The organism is Nocardia sp. NPDC060255, from assembly GCF_042727395.1.
GTDB lineage: Bacteria > Actinomycetota > Actinomycetes > Mycobacteriales > Mycobacteriaceae > Nocardia.
This window is the reverse complement of the sequence record NZ_JBHXAU010000015.1, coordinates 44,473-68,011: the sequence shown is the minus strand read 5'-3', so window position 1 is coordinate 68,011 and position 23,539 is coordinate 44,473. Positions and strand designations below refer to the sequence as shown.

General features: G+C 65.3%; 19 protein-coding genes. 7 read left to right on the top strand and 12 right to left on the bottom strand.

Annotated features, from left to right (window positions below; all coding sequences use genetic code 11):
- Positions 1-2: 2 nt before the first annotated feature.
- Positions 3-1,127, bottom strand: coding sequence for an FAD-dependent oxidoreductase (locus ACFWF1_RS26010; protein WP_379287626.1), 1,125 nt, complete (start codon positions 1,125-1,127; stop codon positions 3-5).
- Between the two features lie 137 nt (positions 1,128-1,264).
- Here ACFWF1_RS26010 and ACFWF1_RS26005 point away from each other — a divergent pair, with 137 nt between their 5' ends.
- A complete protein-coding gene (locus ACFWF1_RS26005) occupies positions 1,265-1,537 on the top strand; it encodes an acyl carrier protein (RefSeq protein ID WP_379287625.1) in 273 nt (90 codons plus the stop codon).
- Positions 1,538-1,541: 4 nt separating this feature from the next.
- On the opposite strand, the gene ACFWF1_RS26000 is transcribed toward ACFWF1_RS26005, so the two are convergent.
- Positions 1,542-2,228 (bottom strand): FCD domain-containing protein, encoded by a 687-nt coding sequence (locus ACFWF1_RS26000; RefSeq protein ID WP_379287623.1) that lies wholly within the window; start codon positions 2,226-2,228, stop codon positions 1,542-1,544.
- A gap of 137 nt (positions 2,229-2,365) precedes the next feature.
- Between ACFWF1_RS26000 and ACFWF1_RS25995 the strand changes: the two genes are divergently transcribed.
- From ACFWF1_RS25995 to ACFWF1_RS25980, 4 genes are all read left to right on the top strand, one after another.
- Positions 2,366-3,481, top strand: a complete 1,116-nt coding sequence (locus ACFWF1_RS25995) for a mandelate racemase/muconate lactonizing enzyme family protein (protein ID WP_379287622.1) — start codon at positions 2,366-2,368, stop codon at positions 3,479-3,481.
- Between the two features lie 54 nt (positions 3,482-3,535).
- Positions 3,536-4,831, top strand: a complete 1,296-nt coding sequence (locus ACFWF1_RS25990; protein ID WP_379322223.1) for a cation:dicarboxylate symporter family transporter — start codon at positions 3,536-3,538, stop codon at positions 4,829-4,831.
- Complete coding sequence (locus ACFWF1_RS25985) at positions 4,831-6,039, top strand: mandelate racemase/muconate lactonizing enzyme family protein (RefSeq protein ID WP_379287618.1); 1,209 nt, start codon at positions 4,831-4,833, stop codon at positions 6,037-6,039. Before ACFWF1_RS25990 ends, ACFWF1_RS25985 begins: the two co-directional genes overlap by 1 nt.
- Before the next feature lie 291 nt (positions 6,040-6,330).
- Positions 6,331-8,178: a hypothetical protein gene (locus ACFWF1_RS25980; protein ID WP_379287616.1), complete on the top strand. Its 1,848-nt coding sequence runs from the start codon at positions 6,331-6,333 to the stop codon at positions 8,176-8,178.
- Here the strand turns inward: ACFWF1_RS25980 and ACFWF1_RS25975 are convergent.
- From ACFWF1_RS25975 to ACFWF1_RS25960, 4 genes are all read right to left on the bottom strand, one after another.
- Positions 8,169-9,527 (bottom strand): cytochrome P450, encoded by a 1,359-nt coding sequence (locus ACFWF1_RS25975; RefSeq protein ID WP_379287615.1) that lies wholly within the window; start codon positions 9,525-9,527, stop codon positions 8,169-8,171. The genes ACFWF1_RS25980 and ACFWF1_RS25975 overlap by 10 nt on opposite strands.
- A 108-nt stretch (positions 9,528-9,635) precedes the next feature.
- Complete coding sequence (locus ACFWF1_RS25970) at positions 9,636-10,478, bottom strand: ABC transporter permease (protein WP_379287614.1); 843 nt, start codon at positions 10,476-10,478, stop codon at positions 9,636-9,638.
- Positions 10,438-11,274 (bottom strand): ATP-binding cassette domain-containing protein, encoded by an 837-nt coding sequence (locus ACFWF1_RS25965; RefSeq protein WP_379287612.1) that lies wholly within the window; start codon positions 11,272-11,274, stop codon positions 10,438-10,440. Before ACFWF1_RS25965 ends, ACFWF1_RS25970 begins: the two co-directional genes overlap by 41 nt.
- Entirely contained in the window at positions 11,271-11,753 is a 483-nt protein-coding gene (locus ACFWF1_RS25960) for a MarR family winged helix-turn-helix transcriptional regulator (RefSeq protein WP_379287610.1), read from the bottom strand. Before ACFWF1_RS25960 ends, ACFWF1_RS25965 begins: the two co-directional genes overlap by 4 nt.
- A gap of 411 nt (positions 11,754-12,164) precedes the next feature.
- Between ACFWF1_RS25960 and ACFWF1_RS25955 the strand changes: the two genes are divergently transcribed.
- Positions 12,165-14,078 carry a M61 family metallopeptidase gene (locus ACFWF1_RS25955; RefSeq protein WP_379287608.1) on the top strand — a complete coding sequence of 638 codons (1,914 nt, stop codon included), beginning with the start codon at positions 12,165-12,167 and terminating at the stop codon, positions 14,076-14,078.
- A gap of 184 nt (positions 14,079-14,262) precedes the next feature.
- On the opposite strand, the gene ACFWF1_RS25950 is transcribed toward ACFWF1_RS25955, so the two are convergent.
- The 6 genes from ACFWF1_RS25950 to ACFWF1_RS25925 all read right to left on the bottom strand — a co-directional run bounded on the left by ACFWF1_RS25950 (position 14,263) and on the right by ACFWF1_RS25925 (position 21,748).
- Positions 14,263-14,973, bottom strand: a complete 711-nt coding sequence (locus ACFWF1_RS25950) for a hypothetical protein (protein ID WP_379287607.1) — start codon at positions 14,971-14,973, stop codon at positions 14,263-14,265.
- A 374-nt stretch (positions 14,974-15,347) separates the two neighbouring features.
- The gene (locus ACFWF1_RS25945) at positions 15,348-16,643 is read right to left on the bottom strand and encodes an NtaA/DmoA family FMN-dependent monooxygenase (protein WP_379287606.1); all 1,296 of its coding nucleotides are present in this window, start codon (positions 16,641-16,643) and stop codon (positions 15,348-15,350) included.
- A gap of 75 nt (positions 16,644-16,718) precedes the next feature.
- Complete coding sequence (locus tag ACFWF1_RS25940; protein ID WP_379287604.1) at positions 16,719-18,368, bottom strand: amidohydrolase; 1,650 nt, start codon at positions 18,366-18,368, stop codon at positions 16,719-16,721.
- Between the two features lie 196 nt (positions 18,369-18,564).
- Positions 18,565-19,494, bottom strand: a complete 930-nt coding sequence (locus ACFWF1_RS25935) for a ketopantoate reductase family protein (protein WP_379287602.1) — start codon at positions 19,492-19,494, stop codon at positions 18,565-18,567.
- Positions 19,494-20,759, bottom strand: a complete 1,266-nt coding sequence (locus ACFWF1_RS25930) for a glutamate synthase-related protein (RefSeq protein WP_379287600.1) — start codon at positions 20,757-20,759, stop codon at positions 19,494-19,496. Before ACFWF1_RS25930 ends, ACFWF1_RS25935 begins: the two co-directional genes overlap by 1 nt.
- Positions 20,756-21,748 (bottom strand): asparagine synthetase A, encoded by a 993-nt coding sequence (locus ACFWF1_RS25925; RefSeq protein WP_379287598.1) that lies wholly within the window; start codon positions 21,746-21,748, stop codon positions 20,756-20,758. Before ACFWF1_RS25925 ends, ACFWF1_RS25930 begins: the two co-directional genes overlap by 4 nt.
- Positions 21,749-22,422: 674 nt before the next feature.
- Here ACFWF1_RS25925 and ACFWF1_RS25920 point away from each other — a divergent pair.
- Entirely contained in the window at positions 22,423-23,535 is a 1,113-nt protein-coding gene (locus tag ACFWF1_RS25920) for an LLM class flavin-dependent oxidoreductase (RefSeq protein ID WP_357383407.1), read from the top strand.
- The last annotated feature ends 4 nt before the right edge of the window (positions 23,536-23,539 follow it).

Below are 23,539 nucleotides of genomic sequence, written 5' to 3'. Positions count from 1 at the left end.
GCTCACGGATTCCAGCGCGTGATCTCGGAGATCACCATGTTCTCGGGCATCGCACGCATCATCGCGTTGCGCAGGGCGGTGCCGAACCTGGTCCGGCGCAGCATCACCGGAATCAGCCACCGCGACCGGTTCTGCACCGCGTCGACTCGGGTTCGGCGGCGCTGCACATACCGCTGCAACGCATCCGGTACTTGCGCGGCATCCACCTTCGACAGCTCCTCGGCCAGCACCAGTGCGGATTCCATCGCCATCGAGGCGCCGACGCCCGCGGTCGGCAGGAAGGCCGCGCCCGCGTCGCCGAGCAGCACTACCCGGCCGAACAGCCAGCTCGGCAGCCGTAGATCGTCGAGGTCGAAGCTGCCGACCCGGTCGATGCCGTCGAGTGTGTCGATCATCCAATCCATCGGGCCCGCAACACCATAGAGGCGGTCGCGGAGCTGGCGCGGGGTCGTCGGGGCGCCCGAGGCGGGTAGGGCGGCCGCGCAGCCGACCGAGCCGGTCGTCGGGTTGTAGCCGAAATACCGTGCCGTACCCCAGAATTCGTGTGATTCGTCGGGTGCGACACCGCTGCCCCGCGTCCACCAGGTCCACAGCCGAAGCCCCGTGCGGTGCATCGGCACGTCGCCCGCGACCAGTCCGCGTATGCCCGAATCGATGCCGTCGGCGCCGACCACCACATCGTATTCGGCGATCCGCCCGTCATCGAAACGGACGACGACGACGCGACCGTCCTGCTCGATTCCCGCCACCGTCCGGCCCATCCGCACGTCGGTGCCCCCGGCATAGGATCCGAGCAACTCGATCAGCTCGGACCGTCTCAGCGCGCGCGGGACCCCGTCGCCGAGTCGGCCGCGAAAGTCGAAGTCCCGCAGTTGTCTACCGCCGTCGACGTGCGTCGAGTAGGTGTTGATCGGCACGGTGAGCGCGTCGAAACGCCGGCCCAAGCCGAGGTGGTCCACCACCAGGCGGCCCATCGGCCACAGCGTGATGACGTACCCGACGTCGCCGTAGCGCGCGACCCGCTCCACGACCGTCGGCTCGATACCGTTGCACCGCAACGCCGCAGCGAGCGTCAGGCCCGCGATGCCGCCGCCGACCACCAGAACCCGCGGCGTACTCGTCATCATGGCGGCGAGTCTATTTTCCGCGAGGCGATCCGCTCTTCGGCCGAAAGTTGATCTGTGCAGGCCACCTCGCCGTTCGTTGAGCGCGGTCCGATCGTTCGATGCAAGACCCGCGCGGCGGCCGCCGATACGCTCGGACTGTGTCCGATCAGACGCTGCCCATCGTGCTCGATATCTTCGAGACCGACCTCGGCATGGACATCCGGCGGCCCGAGCCCGAGGCGATCCTGATCGGCGATCTGGGGTTCGATTCGGTGGCGGTCGCGATCGGAATCGTCGCCATCGAGGAACGCCTCGGTGTCCGGTTGACCGTGCACCAACTGCTCTCGTGCTGGACTGTCGGCGACATCGTTCGCGTCATCGACGCGGCATTGCCTGCACCGACGGCGGCGCCGGACTCCCGCGGCGGATAGCCGCTCAGTCGTGCAGTGCGGCGAGCATGCGCTCCTTGCCGGAAAGGATGTGCGCCTCCATCAGTCGTCCGGCGGTCGCGTGGTCGCCCGCTGCGATGGTGTCGAGGATTTCGGTGTGCTGGTGGTTGGAGATGGTGCGGGCGGTGTCGGATTCGAGGCCGTGGCGGCGGAAGAGGTGGAGTTCTTTGGAGACGTCGTCGTAGAGGTCGGCCAGGCGGGGGTTGTCCGAGAGGGCGACGAGGGTGCGGTGCAGGTCGACGTTGCGGGGGTAGTAGTCGTCGACGGTGGGGACGGCGGCTTGGAGTCGGTCGACCTTTGCGCGTAGCTCGGTGAGCTGGTCGGGGGTGATGCGTTCGGCGGCCAGGCGACCGGCCAGGCCGAACAGGCTGGCGCGGATGTCGTAGAGCTGGGCGGCTTCGGCGACGGAGACCTCGCGGACGAACATGCCTCTGTTGGTGCGGAATTCGACGAGCTTGCCGCGTTCCAGTTGGCGCAGCGCCTCGCGCACCGGGCCGCGGCTGACGCCGAGCCGGGCGGCGAGCGACGACTCGTTGATCCGGTCGCCGCCGGTGAGGGCGCCCGCGATGATCAGCTGCTCGAGTTCCTCGGCGATGACCTGCAGGAGCGAACTGGACTGATGTTCGGCCACCCGGCGTTGCAGCGCGGTCATCGCCTGTGCCTGTTCGGTCATCACCGTCTCCCTTGCCCACACCCAGTCAACAGCTCCGCAGTTTCGCATAGTCAATCGTCAATTGCAAATCGTTGACAGTTGACGATTCGCGCGCGCAGACTCGATCCACCGTCCCGAGCGAACAAAGGAGGACGGAAATGAGAATCAAAGACATCCGGGCCAGCGTGCACACCACCTCGATCGATGTGCCACTACTGAGCGAACGGGTCAGCGGCTACGGCCGCGAGGAACAACGCGAGTTCGTGTTCTGCGAGGTCGAAACCGACGAGGGCCTGACCGGTGTCGCCCTGACCGGTCACTTCCTGGCCAGAGCCGTGGTCGTCGCGCTGGAGCAGCACTTCCTGCCCGTCGTGGTCGATATGGATCCGCGTGAGCTGGAGGCGATCCATCAGCGGGTGTGGCGAAAACTGAACCCGCGCACCATGACCGGCGTGGTGTCCAGCGCCCTGTCGCTGCTGGACATCGCGCTGTGGGACATCAACGGCAAGGCGGCGGGGCGTTCGGTCGCCAGCCTGCTCGGTGGCGCGCGCACCGAGGTGCCGGTATACGTGACGTTCGGCTTTCCGCAGTACGACCGCGAAACCCTCTGCGCCGCAGCCCAACTGCAGTTGGATCAAGGCGTCACCGCGCTGAAGCTGGTGGTGGCGGTGGATGAGGGCGGCTGGCGCGAGGACGCGGCGCGCATTCACGCGGTCCGCGACGCGGTCGGCCCCGACATCGACTTGATGATCGACGCCAACTACCTGTTCACGCCCACCGAGGCCGCCTGCCTGTGCCGCGCCGTCGAAGACGCGAACCTGACCTGGTTCGAGGAACCGTTGCACCAGAACGACGCCCGCGCGATGGCGGATCTGCGCAGGCACACCAGGATTCCGCTGGCCGCAGGGCAGATGGAGGGACATCGGTGGCGGCTGCGCGAACTGGTCGAAAAGCAAGCCGTGGACATCCTGCAGCCCAATGTCTGCTACTGCGGTGGCTTCACCGAGGCGCGCAAGGCCGCCCATCTCGCGCAGATCTACAACCTGCCGCTGGCCCACGGCGGCGGCTGGCCGCTGTTCAACCTGCACACCCTGGCCGGGTTGATGAACGGCTGGATCCTCGAATGGCATCTCGGCATGGTGCAGGTCGGCGAACTGCTGTTCCCGGACGCGCCGAAACCGGTGAACGGCCGGATCACCGTGCCGGACCGGCCTGGTCTAGGCCTGACGGTCGATCGCGCGGCTCTGCGCGACACCCTTGTGCGCGACCATTGATGCGCGGCGATTCCCATGAGCGACACGGCAATTGAGGCCACGTCAGAGTCGACTGTGCCTCATCCACGGTGGCGCAGACTGGCCACCAACACTAGTTTCCAGGTGCTCGTCGCAGCGATTGTCGCTGCGATATTCGGCATCGTCGCGCCGGATGCGGCGGCCGCCATGCAGCCGATCGCGAAGGCGTTCATCGCGCTGATTCAAATGCTCATCGCGCCCATCGTGTTCTTGGTGATGGTGACCGGGATCGTCGCCACCGGCGGGATGAAGGCGGTGGGCCGGATCGCGGCGCGGGCGCTGATCTACTTCGAGATCGTCACGACGGTGGGCATGCTGCTCGGCCTGCTCGCGGTGAACCTGTTCCGGCCCGGCTCGGGTGTCGCGCCGCCGGCCCACGCCTCCGGTGACCTGTCCACCTATGTGACCGGCGGCGCCGACCACAACTCGTTCGGCGAATTCCTCTCGAAGATGGTGCCGGACAACGCCGTCAACGCGTTCGCCACCGGCAGCATCATCCAGGTGCTGATCTTCGCGGTGCTCTTCGCCGTCGCGTTGCTCCGGATGCCGGATCGGATCTCGCAACCGATCGTGGACGGCTGCGCGAAGCTCAGCGACGTGTTCTTCCGGATGATCGGCATGATCATGCTGCTCGCGCCGATCGGCACGTTCGGTGCGGTGGCCGCGACGGTCGGCAAGTACGGGCCGGAAACCCTTACCGCACTGATGAAGCTGGTCGCAGTGTCCGCGGTCGCGTTGCTGGCGTTCGTGGTCGTGGTGCTCGGCGGTGTCTCGCTGCTCGCGGGCTTCTCGCTGTGGCGGCTGATCAAGGTGCTGCGCAAGGAGTTCGCGGTGGTGCTCGGCACCTCGTCCTCGGAAGCCGTGCTGCCGCAACTGATGCAGCGCTTGGAGCAGGTCGGTTGCCGCCGCAGCGTGATCGGTCTGGTGGTGCCGACCGGGTTTTCGTTCAATCTGGACGGGGTGGCGGTGGTGGTGCCTATCTGCGTGGTCTTCATCGGTCAGGTGTACGGCATCCCGCTCAGCTTCGGTGACCAGCTCGGACTGTTCCTGATCTTCCTGGTGCTGTCCAAAGGCACTGCCGGAGTGAGTGGTTCGGCCTTCATCACGCTGGCCAACACGGTGGCGGCGACCAGTTTGGTGCCCGTCGCCGGACTCGCGCTCGTGCTCTCGGTCGACCGCTTCCTGTCGCTGATGCGCGCGCTCACCAATGTCCTCGGCAATGCGGTCGCGACCGTCGTCATCGCGCGGTGGGAACCCGACGGCCTCGATCGCGAACTCGCCGCCCGCACCATCGGGCTGACCCGCCCGAAAACCACAGTAGGAGAGAAGTAATGCCACGAATCGTCGCTATCCACGAGGGTGTTGTGCCGATCAGTTCCTCGATGAGCAACGCGTTCATCGATTTCAGTGCGATGGACTGTTCGATCGTCGCGGTCGTCAGCGACGTGATCAGAGACGGCGAGCCGGTCGTCGGCTACGGCTTCAATTCCAATGGTCGCTACAGCGCGGGGGAGATCCTGCGCCGCCGCATCATTCCGCGCCTGCTGCGAGCCGAGGCCGACGAACTGCTGACCGACGACGGTGCCGCCATTGATCCCGCTCGAGCGTGGAACATCATGCTGCGCAACGAGAAACCGGGCGGGCACGGGGAACGATCGGTCGCCGTCGGCGTGGTCGATATGGCGCTGTTCGATCTCGCCGCCAAGCTCGCCGGACTGCCGCTCTATCAATGGCTCACCCGGCACTACGATCTCGGCGCACCGGACGACGACGTATTCGTCTATGCCGCAGGCGGATACTACGCACCGGCCAAGGGGCTGACCCAGCTCCAGGACGAGATGCGTGGCTTCCTCGACCAGGGCTACGACGTGGTGAAGATGAAGATCGGCGGCGCGAGCCTGGCCGACGACGTCAAACGGGTCGAGGCGGTGCTCGACGTACTCGACGGCGACGGATCGCGATTGGCCGTGGACGCCAACGGCCGATTCGACCTCGACGCCGCGCTGGAGTACGGCCGAGCCCTCGCGCCGTACGGCCTGTTCTGGTACGAAGAACCCGGCGACCCGCTCGACTTCGCCTTGCACGCAACGCTTTCCGAGCGCTACCCGGGCCCGCTGGCCACCGGCGAGAACCTCTTCTCCCGGCAGGACGCCCGCAACCTCATCCGCTACGCGGGCATGCGCCCCGACCGTGACTATCTCCAGTTCGACCCCGTCCTCGGCTACGGCCTCGTCGAATACCTCCGGATCCAGGACATGCTGCGCCAGCACGGCTGGTCCGCCCGCCGCTGCATCCCGCACGGCGGCCACCAGTTCTCGCTGCACATCGCCGCGGCCCTGCGCCTCGGCGGCAACGAGTCCTATCCCGGCGAGTTCCAGCCCACCGGCGGCTTCGCCGACGCCGCCGTCATCGAACACAGCCGCCTGCGACTCACCGACACTCCGGGCATCGGCTTCGAAGACAAGGCTGACCTCCACCGGGTCTTCCGCGCCCTGCACACCGACACCGACCTCCCCGCCACGGGGCCTCGGACGGGTTAAGATCGTCCCGGCCCAAGCGGACGTGGCGGCGTCCCTGGGTGAACGGGGAAGTGGCCCGCCCAGTGGAGTTCGACCCTGCTGGGCGGGCCACACACCCATCAGGAGCGGCTGCGCTCAGGTGATCAACCCGCTCCTCTCGGCCGCCGTGCACGTGCACTAGTGCCGATCGCGAATCTTCTCGCATATGTCAATGGTGGCTGTTCTGTGCGAATGGTGTGCTCGTCATCGACGAAGCGGTCGGCAGTACTGAGCTGCGATCGCGCCATTCGGACAGACGAAGGGAGCCGAATCGTGGCTTCGATTGCCCATCTCCGCTGGGGACGCGCTGTCCGGGATGGTCTGCGCTGGTCGGTGATCCTGGCGGTCGCCGCGACAGTGGCGGGCATACTGGTCCCGGTATCGACTGCCGCACCGGCGGTTTCGGCGGGGGCGGATCGCACGGAGGTCAGCCCGGTCAGTGATCCGGCGCTCGGCGACGATGTCGAGGCCACGTATGTCCGGCTGCACTATCCGAGTCCGTACTCCACCATGGCGCATCCGGAAGCCTGCGACTGGATTTCGTTTGTGCGGTATCGGTCCAAGAAGGGGCCGGAGCGCAGCTCCGACGCGGATGCGGTGCTGACTGTGCAGCCCGGCACCTTCTCGGGTGCGGCGAACATGAATCCGCAAGCCCCGCAGGTGGTTCGGAAGGCCGCGGCGACCGGCAAGTTCGTCGAATACATATCGTTGGATCGCCGGGCGAACTGCGCTGAGGATCGCACGGGGTGGGACGCCGCGGACAAGGCGGGGGACTATCACGTCGCTGCGGACTACTACTTCGGTGGTAAGGCGATCGATGGCAAGTCCTACCACTATCAAACGCCGCAGGATTTGAACTATCTCGGCGAGTACGGCTTGGCGCTGACCATGGACGACTGGCGGGTGGTCATCGAGTATTTGCTGCCTGATCCCGGCAGCCGGACCAAGAGTTTCTGCGGCGGTCACTCGTTGGGGGCGTTCCTGACCGGGCCGATGATGGCGTGGGATTTCGACCAGAACGCGGCCACCACCGAGGACGCGGGCTTCAACCTGTGCGGTGGCGGCATCATCCCCGAAGACGGCTTCGCCATGACCGACCCCGCCGGTTTCGCGGGCGCGCCGCCGCTGGACATGTTCTTCTCCGCCGTGGGTGGCGCGGTGAAGAACGGCGTGGACTGGTTATTGAAGAACGGCCTCGGTGTCGCGCAATGGCCGGTGCTCGCGGCGAGTGAGATCATGAACGCCTATCAGCTGGCGGGCATGGCCGCGGACCAGAACCCGGACGGCGAAAGCGATCTGAAGACCCTGGTGCCCGCGGATCTGCGGACCGAACCGTGGATGCGGGCGTTCTACGGCAAGGACTATCTGGATCTGTTCACCGGCCAGAATCTGCCGCGCGATTTCCGGCTCACCAACACCGCGGCACTCGGCATGCTGTTCGACCAGAACTCGGCGGAATATGTCCTGCAGGCGGGGCTGGGATATTACGACTGCCCGACGGTCGGCAAGACCTACCCGATTCCCAACGGGCTCGCTTCGGTGCCGGTCCTCGGGCCGACGCTGTTCATCATTCCGCTGCGGGTCGGCTACGGCCAGAACTACACCCCGGTCGACCACAACCAGCTGTGCGGCTGGAAGAACTACGACCAGATGCCCGCGTCCACGATCGACGGCATCGATCCGGTGCGCGGCCAGCCGACCGACCGCGACCACGAGGTCACCGACGTGCGCGAGTTCGCGCGGGCGATGAACCCCGGCGGGCAGCCCACCGACTTCTTCGAGGAGTACACCCCGCTGCGCATCATCACCGACACGATCTTCGCGCTCGGGCTCGGGCGCGACGGTGAGCTGCGGCAGTTGCAGAACCGCAGCGGCGGCATCCTGAACTTCCTGCTGCACGGCGACCGCTGGCAGAGCACGCCCTCGGCCAGGCGCAACCTCACCTTGCTCTCGGGCGACTCGCCCCTGCAGAACGCGGGCTACGGCGGCCTGCTGCCCGCCAACGCCAAAATCATTCCCGGCTACCGGCACTACGACGTGGTCACCGCCGCGGAACGGCAGAACAACGGGATGCCGGAGCTGGCGAGCACGCTCATCGCGAATTTCCTCACTCAGCCATGAGCTGAGCGTCGGCGGTAGCGGACACGGCATGGCTGCTGCAGCTGCACCACCATCTTGGAGTGGTCGTTGCGGTAGGTGTCCGACGGCTGGGACAGCTCGAATTCCCAGTCCCGCAACAGGATCGAGAAGATGGCTTTCAGTTGCATGAGCGCGAACGGCGCGCCGACGCAGCGGTGGCGGCCCGCGCCGAAGGGAATCCAGGTCCAGCGGTTGATGATGTCTTCCTGCCGCGGATCGAGGTAGCGGCTCGGCTCGAAGGCGTCCGGGTCGGGGAAGTCCTCGGGGATGCGGTTGGAGATCGCGGGCGTCGCCGCCACCATGTCGCCGGGTGCGATGCGGTGCCCGCACACCTCGAATTCGTCCCGGGCGATGCGCATCAGGATGATCAGCGGCGGGTGCAGGCGCAGGGATTCCTTCAGTGCCGCTTCGAGATTCGGGATCTGACGCAAGGCGTTGTGGCTGACTTCCGAACCGTCGGCGTAGAGCTCGTCGAGTTCGGTGACCACCGTGCGCAATACGTCAGGGTGTCGCAGTAGTTCGATGGTCGTCCATGCCGCGGTGCCCGAGGTGGTGTGGTGTCCGGCGAACATCATCGAGATGAAGATGCCGGTGATCTCGCTCGCCGAGAAGCGTGGTGCGCCGGTCTCGTCGCGGACCGAGATCAGGATGTCGAGCATATCGCGAGAGTCCTTGCCGGACAGCGGATTTGCCGCACGGCTCGCCATGATCGATTGCACCAGTTCGACGAGTTGCTCGCGGGCTTCATCGCGGCGGCGGAAGCTCTCAATCGGCGCGTAGGGATCGACGTAGGCCAGTGCGTCGGTGCCCTGTTCGAGTTCGTGGTAGAGCTGCGCGAATCGAGCGTCGAGCTCGTTGCGGAACTTCACGCCGATGAGGCAGGCCGAGGAGGTGTAGATGGTCAGCTCGGCGAAGAACTCGAGTAGGTCGATGTCGCCCTCGTCGTCCCAGCTGGCCAGCATCCGGTCCACCTCGGCGGCGATGGTCGCGGCGTGCCCGCGCATGGCGTCGGCGCGCAGAGCTTGGTTGTGCAGCATCTCTTTTCGGCGTTTCGGGCTCGCGTCGAAGACCACGCCTTCGCCGAAGATCGGTGTCATGAACGGGTAGGCCGCGCCCTGGTCGAGATCGTCGTCGCCGGCTCGGAAGAAGAACTCGTTGGCCTCCGCGCCCGACAGCAGGACGACATCGTGTCCGGCGAGTTCGAAGGTTCCGATGTCGCCGCATTCGGCGCGGACGCGTCGCATCAGTGCGATCGGATCGGTGCGGAACTCCTCGAGGTGCCCGTGCTCATCCGCTCCGCCGGACACTCGCTGCGGCTTGACCAGTGTCATCAGGGAAATCCTCTCCGCAAGCCTGTCCACATATCTGCTGGACATGTGTCTGGACAGTACTGCGAAGAGTCGTCCGGTACAAGACCGGTCAAGGTGCCCGTTGGACGACTATCGAGTAAGTCGACCGAGAAGCGCCGAGGCGCAGGCGATTCCGAGGACGGCGGCGAAGACGAGAACGCCCATGTCGGTCCAGAGGTGGTAGGTGCCGCCGACCAATAGTCCACGCAGGGCGTCGACTTCGTAGCTGAGCGGGTTGATGTGGCTGATGACGCGCAGCCAGCTGGGCATCAGGTCCAGTGGGTAGAGAGCGTTGGAGGCGAAGAAGAGTGGCATGGTGATCGCTTGGCCGATGCCCATCAGGCGGTCGCGTTTCACGACCAAGCCCGCGATGGTCATCGACAGGCATGCGAAGAACGATGCGCCGAGTAGCACGGCCACTATCGCGGCGAACAGCTTCAGCGGGTTCATCGTCATGTGCACGCCCATGACCAGCGCCAGCACCACGATGATCAGCACCTGAGAAACCGCGCGTACTCCGGCGGCGAAGCATTTGCCGGTGATGAGCGCGGCTCGGGGCGTGGGGGTGACCATCAGTTTGTTGAGGATGCCCGCGTCGCGGTCCCAGATCAGCATGATGCCGTAGAAGATCGCGATGAACAGGGCCGACTGCGCGATGATGCCCGGGGCGAGGAAGTCCAGGTAGGGCATGTTCCCGGTGGGGATGGTGTGCAGGCGGGCGAAGGTGGTGCCGAAGATCAGCATCCAGAGCGCGGGTTGTACTGCGCGCGTGACGAGTTCGGTGCGGTCGTGGCGCAGCTTCTGCAGTTCGACCAGTGCGAAGGTGTTGATCCGGGAGCCGAGAGTGCGCAGTCGGCCGAGGCCGTGCGGGGCCAGGCGCAGCGGCGGATAGTCAGCCTGCACGTTGAGCGGTTCGACGGGTGCTTCGGACACCACGCAGCCCTCCTTCGGTGGTCGAGTCCTCGTCGAGGGCGGCGCCGTGATGGCGGAAGACGTCTTCGAGGGTGGCGTCGGGGCCGAGGGCGGCCTTGAGTTCGGTGGGGGAGCCGACCGACTGCAGTTTTCCCTTGTGCAGCAGCGCGACTCGGTCGCACAGCAGGTCGGCCTCGGCCATGTAGTGGGTGGTGAGCAGCACCGTGGTGCCGAAGCGGTGGCGCAGGTCGCGCACCCGGTCCCACACGCTGTCGCGGGCAATGGGATCCAAGCCGACGGTGGGTTCGTCGAGAATCAGCAAGGCGGGGCGATTGACCAGGGCCTGCGCCAGTTCCAGTCGGCGGACCATACCGCCGGAGTAGCCGGCGGCCAGTCGATCTGCCACCTCGAGCAGGTCCATGGCGGCCAGCACTTCTTCCACTCGCTGGGCGCGTTCGCGGCGAGGCACGTCGAACAGGCGGGCGAACCAGGTGACGTTCTGCCGGCCGGTGAGTGCACCTTCGATCGAAAGCTGTTGTGGCACATAGCCGAGGTTGTAGCGGATATCGATATCGCGCCGCCCGACCTCGAACCCGAGTACCCGGACCGTGCCCTCCTGTACCGGCATCAGTGTGGTCAGTAACCGGATCGTGGTGGTCTTGCCCGCACCGTTCGGGCCGAGCAGGCCGAAGACCTCGCCGCGGTCGATGCGCAGGTCCACGTGGTCCACCACGATGTGCTCGCCGTAGCGGTGGGTCAGGCCCGCGCATTCGACAGCCGGGCTGTTCTTTGGTGGGGCAAGGGAATTCGTTCTCATCGCCGTGTCCTCTGTTCGTGTTCGTGCAGAATTCCGGTCAGTTTGCCGACCACCGCCAGTCCGCGGATCAGCTGTTCGCGCTCGTCGGCGGACAGCTCGTCGAGGGCGGCGGCGACCAGTCCGTGCCTGCGCCTGCGGGTTTCGTCGACCGTGCGCTGCACCGGCTCGGGCAGGCTCAGCCGGGTCGCGCGCCGATCCGCCGGATCCGGCTCGCGCACCAGCAGTTCCGCCTTGACCAGTGCGGTGACGAAGGTCGACACGCTGTTCGGGGCCAGCCCCATCTCGGTGGCTGCCGCCTTGACGGAGATATTCGGATTGCGCCCGACCAGACGCAGGAACTCCGCTTGCGAGGCGCTGACCCCGGGCTGATCGAACGAGCGGCCGACCAACCGCGCGATCTGTCGGCGAAAGCGGCCGAAGGTGTTCAGCAGTCGCCCGACCAGTTCCATCTGCGCGGCGGTCTCCAGCGTCTCCTCCATGCCGCCATATTAGCTCTGACTCAGAGGTAATTCTAGGTAGACGGCCGTTCATTGCCGTAGAGCATCGGTTTGGTGCTTTCTTCGGCAGATGCCGCACGCCGCCGAAACTATGACGCAGACCACACTCGCTCTTCGCACTCTGCGATACCAACCCTCGTAGGATCGACCATTAGTTCAGCAACCTAAGGGACGGTCGCCGACCTGAACGAGCTACTCGAAGCGTTGACGCCGGAGGAGGGGATAGGGGATGCAGTCGCGGCGACCGCTCTGTACGCGAGCTTGTTGCCGCTATAAGCTGCATTGTTTATAACGGCAATCGGTAGGTCCCCATCCTTGGCGATGAGTACGAGCCGCCGGGGTGGGCATTGTTGCTATTTCGTCGTGTCGGCTAGATCGTCTGTGTGACTGGGAGTGTCGTTGACCAAGATTCGTATTATCGGCGCGGTTGGCGTCGTCGTTCTCATTCTCCTGGCCGGCTCGCTGTACTTCGGCTTGCGCAACAATTCTGATGAAGCTCCGGCGAATCAGAAAGCGATCTCGGTGGCGGTCGACGTGACCAATCTGCCGCAACGCGTGATTCAGGTGAAACAGACGATCCCCGTTCGGTCGGGTGAGGTAGATCTGCTTTATCCGCAGTGGCTGCCCGGCAACCACTCTCCGTCCGGTCCGATCGACAAGATCGGGGGCATCGTCTTCACCGGCGCCGGGAACAAGCTGGAGTGGAAGCGTGATCCGTCGAACGTGTACGCGTTCAAGGTGACTGTGCCCGACGGCGTGGATTCAATTGACGCGAGTTTCCAATACCTCACCCCCACCGATTCCACTCAGGGGCGCGTGGTGATGACGCCGAATATGCTGAATGTGCAGTGGAATGCGGTGGTCCTCTATCCGGCCGGTACTCCCGTCAGCCGGATTCCGTTCACCGCGAGCGTCACCTACCCGCCGGGATTCGAGGCCGGAACCGCGCTGGATGTCGATAGCAAAAACGGCGACACCGTGAATTACAAGACTGTTCCGTTGGACATCCTCGTCGACTCGCCCGTGTACGCGGGGCGCTATCACAAGGAGTTCGACCTGGCTCCCGGCGCGAAAACCCCGGTGCGGCTGCAAGTATTCGCAGACGCGCCGGAGCAGCTCGAGGCCAAGCCCGAGCACATCGAGCTGCACAGGGCTCTGGTGAAACAGGCTGTGGGACTGTACGGCTCACAGCACTACAACCACTACGACTTCCTGCTGTCGTTGTCGGATCAGCTCAGCTCCAACGGACTGGAACACCAACGATCCAGCGAGAACGGCGAAGGCACGGACTATTTCACCGGGTGGAACCCCACGCTCGGCAGCGACGACCTGCTCGGGCACGAGTACACCCATTCCTGGAACGGCAAGTTCCGTCGCCCGGCAGACCTGTGGACACCCACCTACAACGTCCCGATGCAAGACAGCTTGCTGTGGGTCTACGAGGGACAGACGCAGTATTGGGGCAACGTGCTCACCGGCCGGTCCGGCTTGCGGCCCGCGGAAGTCTCTCGTGATGCGCTGGCTGCGGTTGTCGCCACATACACCGATAACCGGCCCGGACTCAGCTGGCGCAGTCTGCAGGACACCACCAACGATCCGATCGTCGCGCAGCGGCGTACGAAGCCGTATCGGGCGTGGCAGCTCAGCGAGGATTACTACCAGGGCGGTCAACTGGTGTGGCTGGGGGTGGACGCGCGTATCCGCGAACTGTCCGGGAACACAAAGTCACTCGATGATTTCGCTCGCGCGTTCTTCGGTGTCGACGACAGTAAGTGGGAGTCGCAGAATACCTACAAATTCGACGACGTCGTCTCGACGCTGAACGGCGTAGTCGCCGACGATTGGGCCAAGTACCTGCGCGATCGCCTCGACGGAAAGGAACCGTTCGCCTCGAGTGTCGAGAAGACGGGGTGGAAGTTGGTCTACGACAACAACCCCGGTGACCTCCTCACGGCTCTGCGGAAAGAGGCCGAGGGCGCCGTCAACTACACCTACTCGATCGGTCTCAATGTGTCCGGTGCGGGCAAGGTCACCGACGTGCGCTGGGACGGACCCGCATTCAAGGCGAAAGTCGGCACCGGGATGACGGTGGTTTCGGTCAACGACGCCCCCTATTCCCAAGCCACGATGGAAGCCGCGATCGAGGCAGCCAAGGCAAACCCCGCACCGATCCGCTTGCAGGTCAAAGACTTCGACCAGACCCGGACCATCGAACTGAACTATCACGACGGCCTCCGCTACCCGCACCTGCAACGCATCGACGGCACCCCGGACTACCTCACCCAAATCCTGGCCGCGCGGAACTAGCGCCGCGAGGGTGGTGGCACGAGCCGGCCGCTGAGGACGGGACGACCGCTGAGGTCGTCCAGCGGCAGCCCGTCACCGAGGTTCTCTGCCAGCCGGTAGAACATGCCGAGGACCCCCAAGGGACCGTCCCCCCTGGGGGTCGCCTCCTTCGAGTGCGGATCTTGAAAATGGCTCTCTTATTGAGTTAGTAGACGAGGTTGATACAGCCGTTGTCGCCGTTCTGACCGTAGTTCTTCTTGGTTCCGCCGTCGCCGCCGTTGCCGCCTTCACCGGCCGTGGCGGGGCATGCGCTCGAAGGTGTTCCGGCAGCGCCGCCGTTGCCGCCTTTGGTGTCGGAGCCGTTGAGTCCGTCGTGCCCCTTGACGTGACTGACCAAATCCCCTCCGCGACAGTAGGTACTGTCGACGTCCAAGGAGCCGCCGGCACCGCTGCGGCCACCGGTGATTGCGCCCTCCGATCCGTCCTGGCCGCCCACGCCGCTGTCTGCCTGGGCCAGGAGATTGCCACTGGCGACATCTTGAATTTTGGCTGGGCCCCCAGGGGCGCCTGCGGTGGGGGCATGGGCGTTGCCGCCGGCCCCGGGACTGATTTTCAGCTTCTGACCTGCGGTAAGATTGGTCAGAGTGCAGGTCACGGTCGCACCCCCGCCGCCTCCGCCGCCCGCACCACCGGATTTACCGGGTTTCAGATCAGTGGTAAGGCCACCGCCTGCACCGCCTGCACCGGTGAGGGTGGCAGTGATGGTGTTGACGCCCTTCGGCACCGTTACGGTGACATCGGACGTGTAGACATGATCCGCGGTTGCGTATGCAGGGCTGGCGGCCACTACCATCGCCACTGCGACAGGGGTGGTTACACCGAGTAGAGCGATGATTCGAGCGCGATCAACGCGCATTGCAACTCTCCATTCATATGTGCGATCCAACAAATCCGATGTCGCCCGTCAACAATGACGGGGACGAAGGAAATGGACCAGTCCAGTTCACCAGTACATCCAAGTATTCGGACCTACGAACAGCCCGGATGGGTTGAAGTGTTGGCCGAACTAGACTGGCGGGCCGAACGCCTATGTCGGATTTCGCCGGATGAGACACTAGCCCAGATTCAGGTGCCGGTTCATCGCCATCGCAGCGGCGGCCAGCTCGGGAAGCTCGATCACCGTGATGCTCTCGTTCGGCGACGACTATCCGACGCCGGACGGAACTCGCGTCCGCGACTACATCCACATCACCGACCTCGCCTGACAAGCGACCGCAGGCTCGGCCGGTGTCAGGTCGTAGGCAGGGGTGGGAGTTCGAGGTTGTCGCGGAAGGTGGCGCCGACGTAGTCGGGGTCGATGATGTTGCGGCGGTGGAGTTCTGGGAGGAGGCCGTTGAGGAGGAAGTCGCGGGTTCGGGGGTCGGGGAGGCCGCCGAGGGTGATTACGTCTAGGACGCCTGCGTTGTAGCGTTCGGCGATGGCGTCGGCTAGTTGGTCGGGGGTGCCTGCGACGGCCCAGTGGCCGGTGTCCTTGGCGGCGATGATCAGCTCGCGGAGGGTTTTTCCGGAACGGGCGAAGTTGCTGAAGATTTCGACTCGGCCGCGGCGGCGGTGGACTGAATGTAGGTCGGGCAGGAGGTGTTCCGGGATCGGCTTGTCCAGGGGGAGGTCGGAGAGGTCTATGTTGCCGCCGAGCATGTCGGCTAGGGCGAGGCGGCCTGCGTCGAAGTCGGTGGCTTCGGCTCGGTCGCGGACCAGTTGGTGGACTTCGGCTTCGGTCGCGCCGTAGGTGGCGTGGAACGAGCTCATGATCAGGGGGAGGCCGTCCGCGCCGCCCAGTTCTGCTGCGCGAGTGTGGATTTTCTTGGTGTAGGTGATGGCGTCATCGAGGGTGGGCAGGGAGGTGAAGACGACTTCGGCGAAGCGGGCGCCGAGTTCGAGGCCTGCCACGGATTGACCAGCTTGGAATTGCACGGGGCGGCGTTGCGGGAGCGGCGGGATGTTCAAGGGTCCGCGGACCGTGAAGTGTTTGCCCGCGTAGTCGATCGGGCGGACCAGGTCGGCGTTGAGGATCGCGCCGCCGTGTCCGTCGGGGGTCAGGGCGCCGGGCTGCCAGCTGTCGAACAGCGCGTTGACGACCTCGAGTGATTCCGTGGCGCGCTCGTACCGTTCCTCCGGCGACGGTAGGTCCTGGTCGCCGTAGTTCTCCTCACCCAGTGACGAGGTGACCGCGTTCCAGGCGGCGCGGCCGTTGCTGACGTGGTCGAGGGTGCCGAACAGTCGGGCGAGGTTGTATGGATGGTGGAAAGTCGTTGTCACCGTGGCGATCAGGCCGACGTGGCTGGTCACCGCGCTCAGCGCGGACAGGAAGATCAGCGGTTCCTGCGCCCCGATCGCGCCCTGCGCCCCGAAACTGAGCAGGTCCGCGGCGAACAGCGCGTCGAACCCGTTGGCTTCGGCGAGTTTCGCGATCTCGATGGCCGAGGCCACGGTGGATTGTCCGGGATCCACCGCGGCCCCATAAACGTCGGCCGAACCACTCACTCCGGTAACGGTTTTCAACGGCCGCCGCCGTGTAGCACCCACCCCTCGACGCTATGGTCCGCGGCCGCGCACCGCGATGGTTACCTTCGGCGTGAACGAAACCCGCGCTGTCAGGCGTCAGCTCGCTGAATAGACCTGGTTGCCGTTCATCCAGGTTTCCACGACTGTGATGCCTTTGATCTGATCGGGTGGGACTGCCCGCGGGTCTTGGCCGAGGATGACGAAGTCGGCGTACTTGCCGACTTCGAGGCTGCCGACCTCATGTTCGGAGGAGAGCTGCCACGCCGCCTCCGAGGTCACAGCGCGGATTGCCGATTCCACCGAGATGCGCTCGTCGGGTGCCAGCACGTAGTCGGGTTCTTTCCAGGTGCGCCGGGTGACGGCCATCTCGATCATGTGCAGCGGGTTGGGGTCGGTGACCATGAAGTCGGAGTGCAGCGTGAACCCGACTCCCGCTGCCTCCACACTGCGGCATCGGTCGAGCAGCAAGGCCTTCCGTTCGCCGAAGACTGTGTCGCGCATCGCAATACCCCAGTAGTGGACATGCCCGATCAGGAAGCTGGCGGACACGCCAAGGTCTTTCATGCGGGCGATCTGTTCGTCGTGCAGGATCGAGCAGTGCTCGATCCGCACCCGCACAGCGCCCGGCTCCACCCCGGCGTCGCGGATCGCGTCGCAGGCATCCAGGATGTTGTCGATACCGGCGTCGCCATTGCCATGGATCGCGAGCGGCCAGCCCTTGCTCGCGCGGTCGACCGCCTCCGCGGCCAGCACCTTGGGTTCCATGTACGCGATTCCGTAGTTGTCGGTATTGAGATACGGCTCGCGTTGCAGGCCGGTGAAACCCTGGTTGGAGCCGTCGGCGACGAGTTTGTAGCCCGCGATACGCACCAGCGCGTCGCCGTCGCCCGGCCGCACCCCAGCGGCGTCCCAGGTGTCGGTCCCGAGGGTGTAGAAGGGGTACGCGCGGATACGGGTCTCGAGCTTGCCGGTGCGGGCCGCCTGCGTCAGGACGGCGAGGTCGCCGGGCGTGTGGCTCAAGGTGCCCAAGCCCAGTTCGCTCACCGTGGTCAACCCGACCTGCCGCCAACCTTCGAGTAGCTCGATCAGCGCGTCGACCGGGTTCAATCCGGCAGCGGCGTCGCATTTCCCCAGGACCTGATTGTATGCGACACCGTTTTTCATTGTCCCGGTGAGCTTTCCGTCGGCATCGCGAACGAACTCGGCCCCTTCCGGATCCTCGACGTCCTCCCCGATGCCCGCGGCGGCGAACGCCGCGGAATTCGCGTAGGCGATGTGCCCGGAGGCGTTGAGGACGAACACCGGGTGCGTGGTCGACACCGCGTCGAGTTCGGCGAACGTCAGCGCCGCCAGGTCAGGCTGCACCGCCGGATCGAAATTGCGGGCGAGGATCCATGTGCCTTCGGGCGCTTGGCTTGCCAGGTCTGCCAGATGAGCGAGTACCTCTTGCGCGGTGGCGAAGCGCGCCATGCCGACGTACTCCATCAGCGCCGCCACCATGCTGCCGGTCAATACGTGGGTATGCGCATCGACGAAGCCCGGCAACATCGTTCGGCCCGCCAGATCGATCTCCGTGGCGCCCACTCCCACGAGTTCGCGTACCGTCGCCTCGGCGCCGACCGCGATGATCCGATCGCCTCGAACCGCGATTGCCTCGGCGATCGAGAATGCCCGGTCAACGGTCAATATCGTGCCGCCCGTGAACAAGTACAGCTGTTCGTCCTCGGGAATCCCTGAAGTGTCCATCGATATCCCCTGCACTGGTATCGCGACGAGACCATCACCCCACGCACTGCGATCGACCCGCGATATCGGGCAACAGCTCGCCGCTGTGATGAACGTCGGTCGCGGCGAACAACATTCGCCGCAACCGGGGTCGCACAGTCATTGTCCGCGCAGTGCTGCGTGGCCCGCAGGCGAACTCGAACATGCTGTGCTGCCGTCAATGCCCCGATTCGGCCGTCGATCCGTTGATCAGTGGCGTCAGAGCGGTGACCAGGCGTTCGGTCAGTGGCATCGGGACGGTGTGCTGCTGGGCGATGCGCAGCAGTGCGCCGCCGATGGCATCGAGCTCCAGGGGACGTCCGGCCTCGGCGTCGCGTTGCATCGAGGACTTGGCTTCGGGTGGGAAGGCGTCGTAGAAGCGCAGGGCTGCTTCGACATCGGCGGGCACACCCGCGGCGCTGCTGAGGGCGGCGATCTCCGTGACGAGGTCGACCAGCTCGGTGCGATGCTCGGTGCGGAGGTCGCCGATGGGAACCTCATGGTGCGTGGTCAGCAGGGCGAAGGGGGCGAGGAAGAAGAGCTTGCCCCACAGCATGGCGGATTCGTCGTCGCGCGTTTTCGCCTGTATGCCAGCGCCATTGAGCGTCGCGACCAGTGCGTCGAGCTGTTCGGGAGGCGTGGTGGCGCTGGCCAGATCGATCTCTACGAACGGGCTGCCGTGTTCGATGGTGCCGGGTGCAACGCGGTTCGACGCGACCCGGATCACGCCGGGCACAACGAGTTCCGGGCGATACCGCTCGCGGAGGACTGCGGGATGTTCGATTCCGTTGAGCAGCGGCACGACCAAGCCGTCGCCCAGCGCGGCGGGCGGCACCCGGTCGACGGCCGCACCGAGGACGTTCTGTTTGACCGTTACCAGACACAGGTCTACGGGTTCACGTAACTCGGTGTCCGCCTCGGCTTTTACGGTGAAGTCGCCGAACATCCCACTGCGCACGTGCATCCCGTGCTCCTGCACGGTGCGCACTGTCTCCGGTCCACTGAGGAAGGTCACCCGGTGCCCGGCGCGGGCCAGCAGCGCGCCGACCAGTCCGCCCACACCACCGGGGCCGAGTACTGCCACGCGCCACTGTCGCTCTGTAGTCATTACGTCCTCTCGTTGGTAGCAGGGAACCATATGTCCTCGGCGGCCAGATCCGCGATCCGGTACTTGCCGAGCGCGCTGATCAGGAGCCGGAGCTCCAGGTCGAACGCGGCGAGCAGGTTCGTCAGTCCATGATCGGCGTTCTCGTCGGCGGCGACCAAGGCGGCCCGGCCGAGGCCGGCCGCGGACGCGCCGAGGGCCAGGCATTTGACGACTCTGGTTCCCTCCCAACATCTTCCGGAGACCAGCAGGCTGTGTTCGTGCCGCTCGCGGTCGGCGACCCGGCGCAGGCATTCGGCCAGCGGCAGGCCGACATGGTCGAGGAACCCGTGCGGTGCCCAGCCGGTGCCCGCCTCGGCGCCGTCGATGGTCACCGCGTCCGCGCCCGCCGCCCACGCGACCTCGGCCGCGTCGGCCACATCCCGGGCGGGCGGCAGCTTCACCCAGACCCGGCAGCGCGGATAGTTGTTGCGCATCAACCGGATCTGCTGACGCAGGATCTCCGCGGTGAAGGTGCCGGGGGTGGCCGAGCGCAGCACCGAGGCCGCGGTGGCGTCGTAGATGTCCAGGATGTCGTACTGCGCCGACAGGTGCGCGGCCCGTTCGCGGGGGATGAGGGTCATGCCGCCGATGCCGGGTTTCGCGCCCTGGCCCACCTTCAACTCGAAGGCGAGGCGGCCGCTTGCCAGCAGCGGCTCGCTCGCCGGGTCGCTGTACACCAGGTTCCAGACCTCGGCGTCGGCGTCCTCGGTGCTCTGCTGGACGATCACGCCGCCGAGATCGTCGGCGGCCATCTTGGTGTATTCGGTGAGCCGCCGCAGCAGCGAGCTCTGCTCCTCGTCCACCATCCGGCCGTAACCCGATACGGGCACGATGTTTTCGCCGATCACCATCGGCACACCGGCGGCGCCCGCCTGTCCGGCCACCGCGACACCGAGATCGCCGTTGGCCACCGCGGTGGAGCCGAACGCCGAAACGTACACCGGCAGCGTCGAACGCAGACCGCCGATGGTGGTGGTCAGGTCGACGTCACCGGCCAGCGGTTCCCGGCCGAGGTCGAACATCTTCTCTTCGCGCAGCGGCACGAACACCGGCGGGACCAGCCGGGCGTGGTCGATCGCGTCCCTGGCGGGCGCGTCCGCGAGCTGACCCTGTCCGAACAGGGTCGAGCCGTAGCGCGCATTGTCCGGAAACACCGAACCCGCCGCGGTGCGCGCCCGCGCCCGCACCTCGCGTTCGGGAAATCCAGGAGCCGACAGCACACTCATGGACGTAGCTCCCCTGGGATCTTGGGGTAGGCGGTGGCCTGCCAGACCGCGGCGAGACCGCCGAGGAACCGGGTGAACCGCTCCACGCCCAGGCCGAAACCCGCACTGGGCGAGAGTCCTTCGCGCGCCACGGTGAGATACCACTCGTATTTCGCTGGGTTCTCACCGGTTTCGCGGATGCGAGTCAGCAGCGTGCGGTAATCCGACTCGCGCGCACTGCCGCTCATCATTTCGCCGAACCCGCCGGGGAAGATCAGGTCGAAGTTGCGCAACATGCCCGGTTCGTCGGGGTTTTCGCTGTCGTAGAAACCGCGCGACCCCTTGGGATAGTCGGTGATGAAGAACGGGCGGGTGGCCGCGGCGGAGATGATTTCCTCACCCTGCCAGTCGATTTCGGTGTGCTCGCGCTGGTCGTAACCGAGGTCGCGCAGCTCGGTCACCGCGGAGGTGTGCCGCTTGCGGTCATAGGGACCCGCGAGTACCTGCTTCAACTGTTCGAGATCGCGGTCCAAGACTTCCAATTCGCGCTGGGCGCTGCTCAGCACGTATTCCACCGCGTACTTGGTCAGCCGCTCGGCCACGTCCATGGCGTCTTCGCGCGACCCGTTCGCGATTTCCACGTCGAGCTGGTGGAACTCAGCCAGATGCCGGTGTGTCACCGCGGTTTCCAGCGGCTCGAGCCGCACGTTCGGGGCCACGTGGAAGATCTTGTCGAAGGCGAGCAGCGAGGTCTGTTTGTAGAGAATGCCGCTGGTCATCAGCTTGTAGCGGTGCCCGTAGTAGTCGATGTCGACCTGTTTCGCGCCGCGCGCCCCCGGGTCGGTGACCGGACCGATGATGGGCGGCAACAACTCGGTGAAACCCTCCGCGGTCAAGAACTCGCGCGCGGCGGCCAGAAATCGGGCCTGCAGGGTCAACGCCGCGATGGTGCGTTTCGACGTGAGATGCGCACGCGGTAGTGGCGGCGTGGCTGCGGTCGGTTCAGTCAATTCAGGCAAAGTCCGATCCGTTCAATAGTCGTGCGGGGGAGCTCGTCGTTCAGCGGTGCGATGTCCGTCGCAACCGTGAAATAAAAAAGACCGGACGCGTGTGGCGCGGTCGCTCTATCCCGTATTCGCCATCTGAAAATATGTAGGCAAGCCGATGGTGTTAACAGATGCCCGAGGATCTCTCGTAGGTAAATGCGCCGACTATCGGCTAACGTATATATCCGAGAGTCTTTCCAGAATACCCGGTAACTGGTGGGAAACTATTGCTTGACGGTTTACGTCGAACCCCCCGTTCCTGTCGTAACATGGTGCTAACACACTGGTAGCGGCCCAATTCTCCCCTGTCCGGGCGTTGTCGTCCACCCCCCGAATGGGGGGTTTCCGCAGAAGATCGTTTGCTGAAAGCGACAGTGTTCCGCTGGCCGAACAATTGTTCAACTGTAACGTTGCAGGCAGCTTATACTCCTTTGACAGCAACGAACAGTCGATGTAACTTTGCCTTAACAGGGCAGGGGGAGTCGCAGCGGGGATGCGACTTCCTTTGGGAGCTTCTGGGGATACAGCTCCGGACGCGTGCATTCTGAGAGGGTGGTCTTGGATCGGCTATTGTCTGAATTGGTGCCGAACACCTTCTGCTGCCTCCGTTGCGATACCGGAAGTGAATCCCGATAACAATGAACTACGACCGTACGAACTTCGCCCCGCTGTCTCATACCCGAAACCCCGAGCACGGGGAGTTGCGGTTCCACTGGTGCGCGCCGCTGGACAGCGGGCAGCAGAAGGCGACCGAGAAGTACCGAGTCGGCGAACTCGACTTCGACGGGATGGTGGACTTCGTACAGGAGGCGGACGCGCTGGGCGTCGACTCCCTGCTGATGGGCATCGCCGACTACATGCCCGATCCGCTGCCGATGATCGGCGCGCTGGTCCGGGAGACCGAGAACGTCACCTTCATCCTCGCCTACCGGCCCGGGCTGCTCTCGCCGACGCTGTTCACCCAGGTGGTGAACACGATCTCCTGGATGTCCGACGGGCGCATCTCGTTGAACCTGGTGGCGGGCATCTCGCCCGCGGAGCAGGCGGGCTACGGCGATTTCGTCGCGCATGACGGACGGTATGCCCGCACTCAGGAATTCCTCGATATCTGCCACCGGTTTTGGAGTGGGCAGTCGCCGCTGTCGTATGAGGGCGAGCACTATGTCATCAAGGAGGCCGCGCTCGGCCTCGGCTACAAGGGTGGCGGCCGGCCCGAGATTTATCTGAGCGGCGCCTCGGAGATCGCGCAGGAGACGGCCGCGATGTACGGCGACTGTTGGTTGCGCTACGGCGATACGCCCGAAGGCATGGGCGCGGCGGCTCGGCCGGTGCTCGACAAGGGCGCCCGGGTCGGCACTCGAATGCACATCCTGGCCAGGGAAACTCGGGAGCAGGCGCTCACCGACCTTGCCGCTATGCAGGAAAACCCGGACGAAAAGCATCGGGAGTGGGTCGCGCAGGTCGTGGCCGCCTCCGATTCGGTGGCCGTGAAAACCTCGTTCCGGCTGGCCGAGCAGGCCGCCGACGACTGGCTGTCGCCGATGATCTACTCCGGCTTCGTGCCCTATCGCGGCGGACCGGCGCTGTGCGTGGTCGGCAGCTATCAAGAGGTCGCCGACTACCTCTACCAATACAAGGCGGTCGGGGTCAGCGAATTCATCTTCTCCGGCTGGCCGACTCGCGACGAGATGCGCATCTTCTACACCCACGTGCTTCCGCTCATCCGTGAACACGAGAGACGGCTGGGATGAAGCA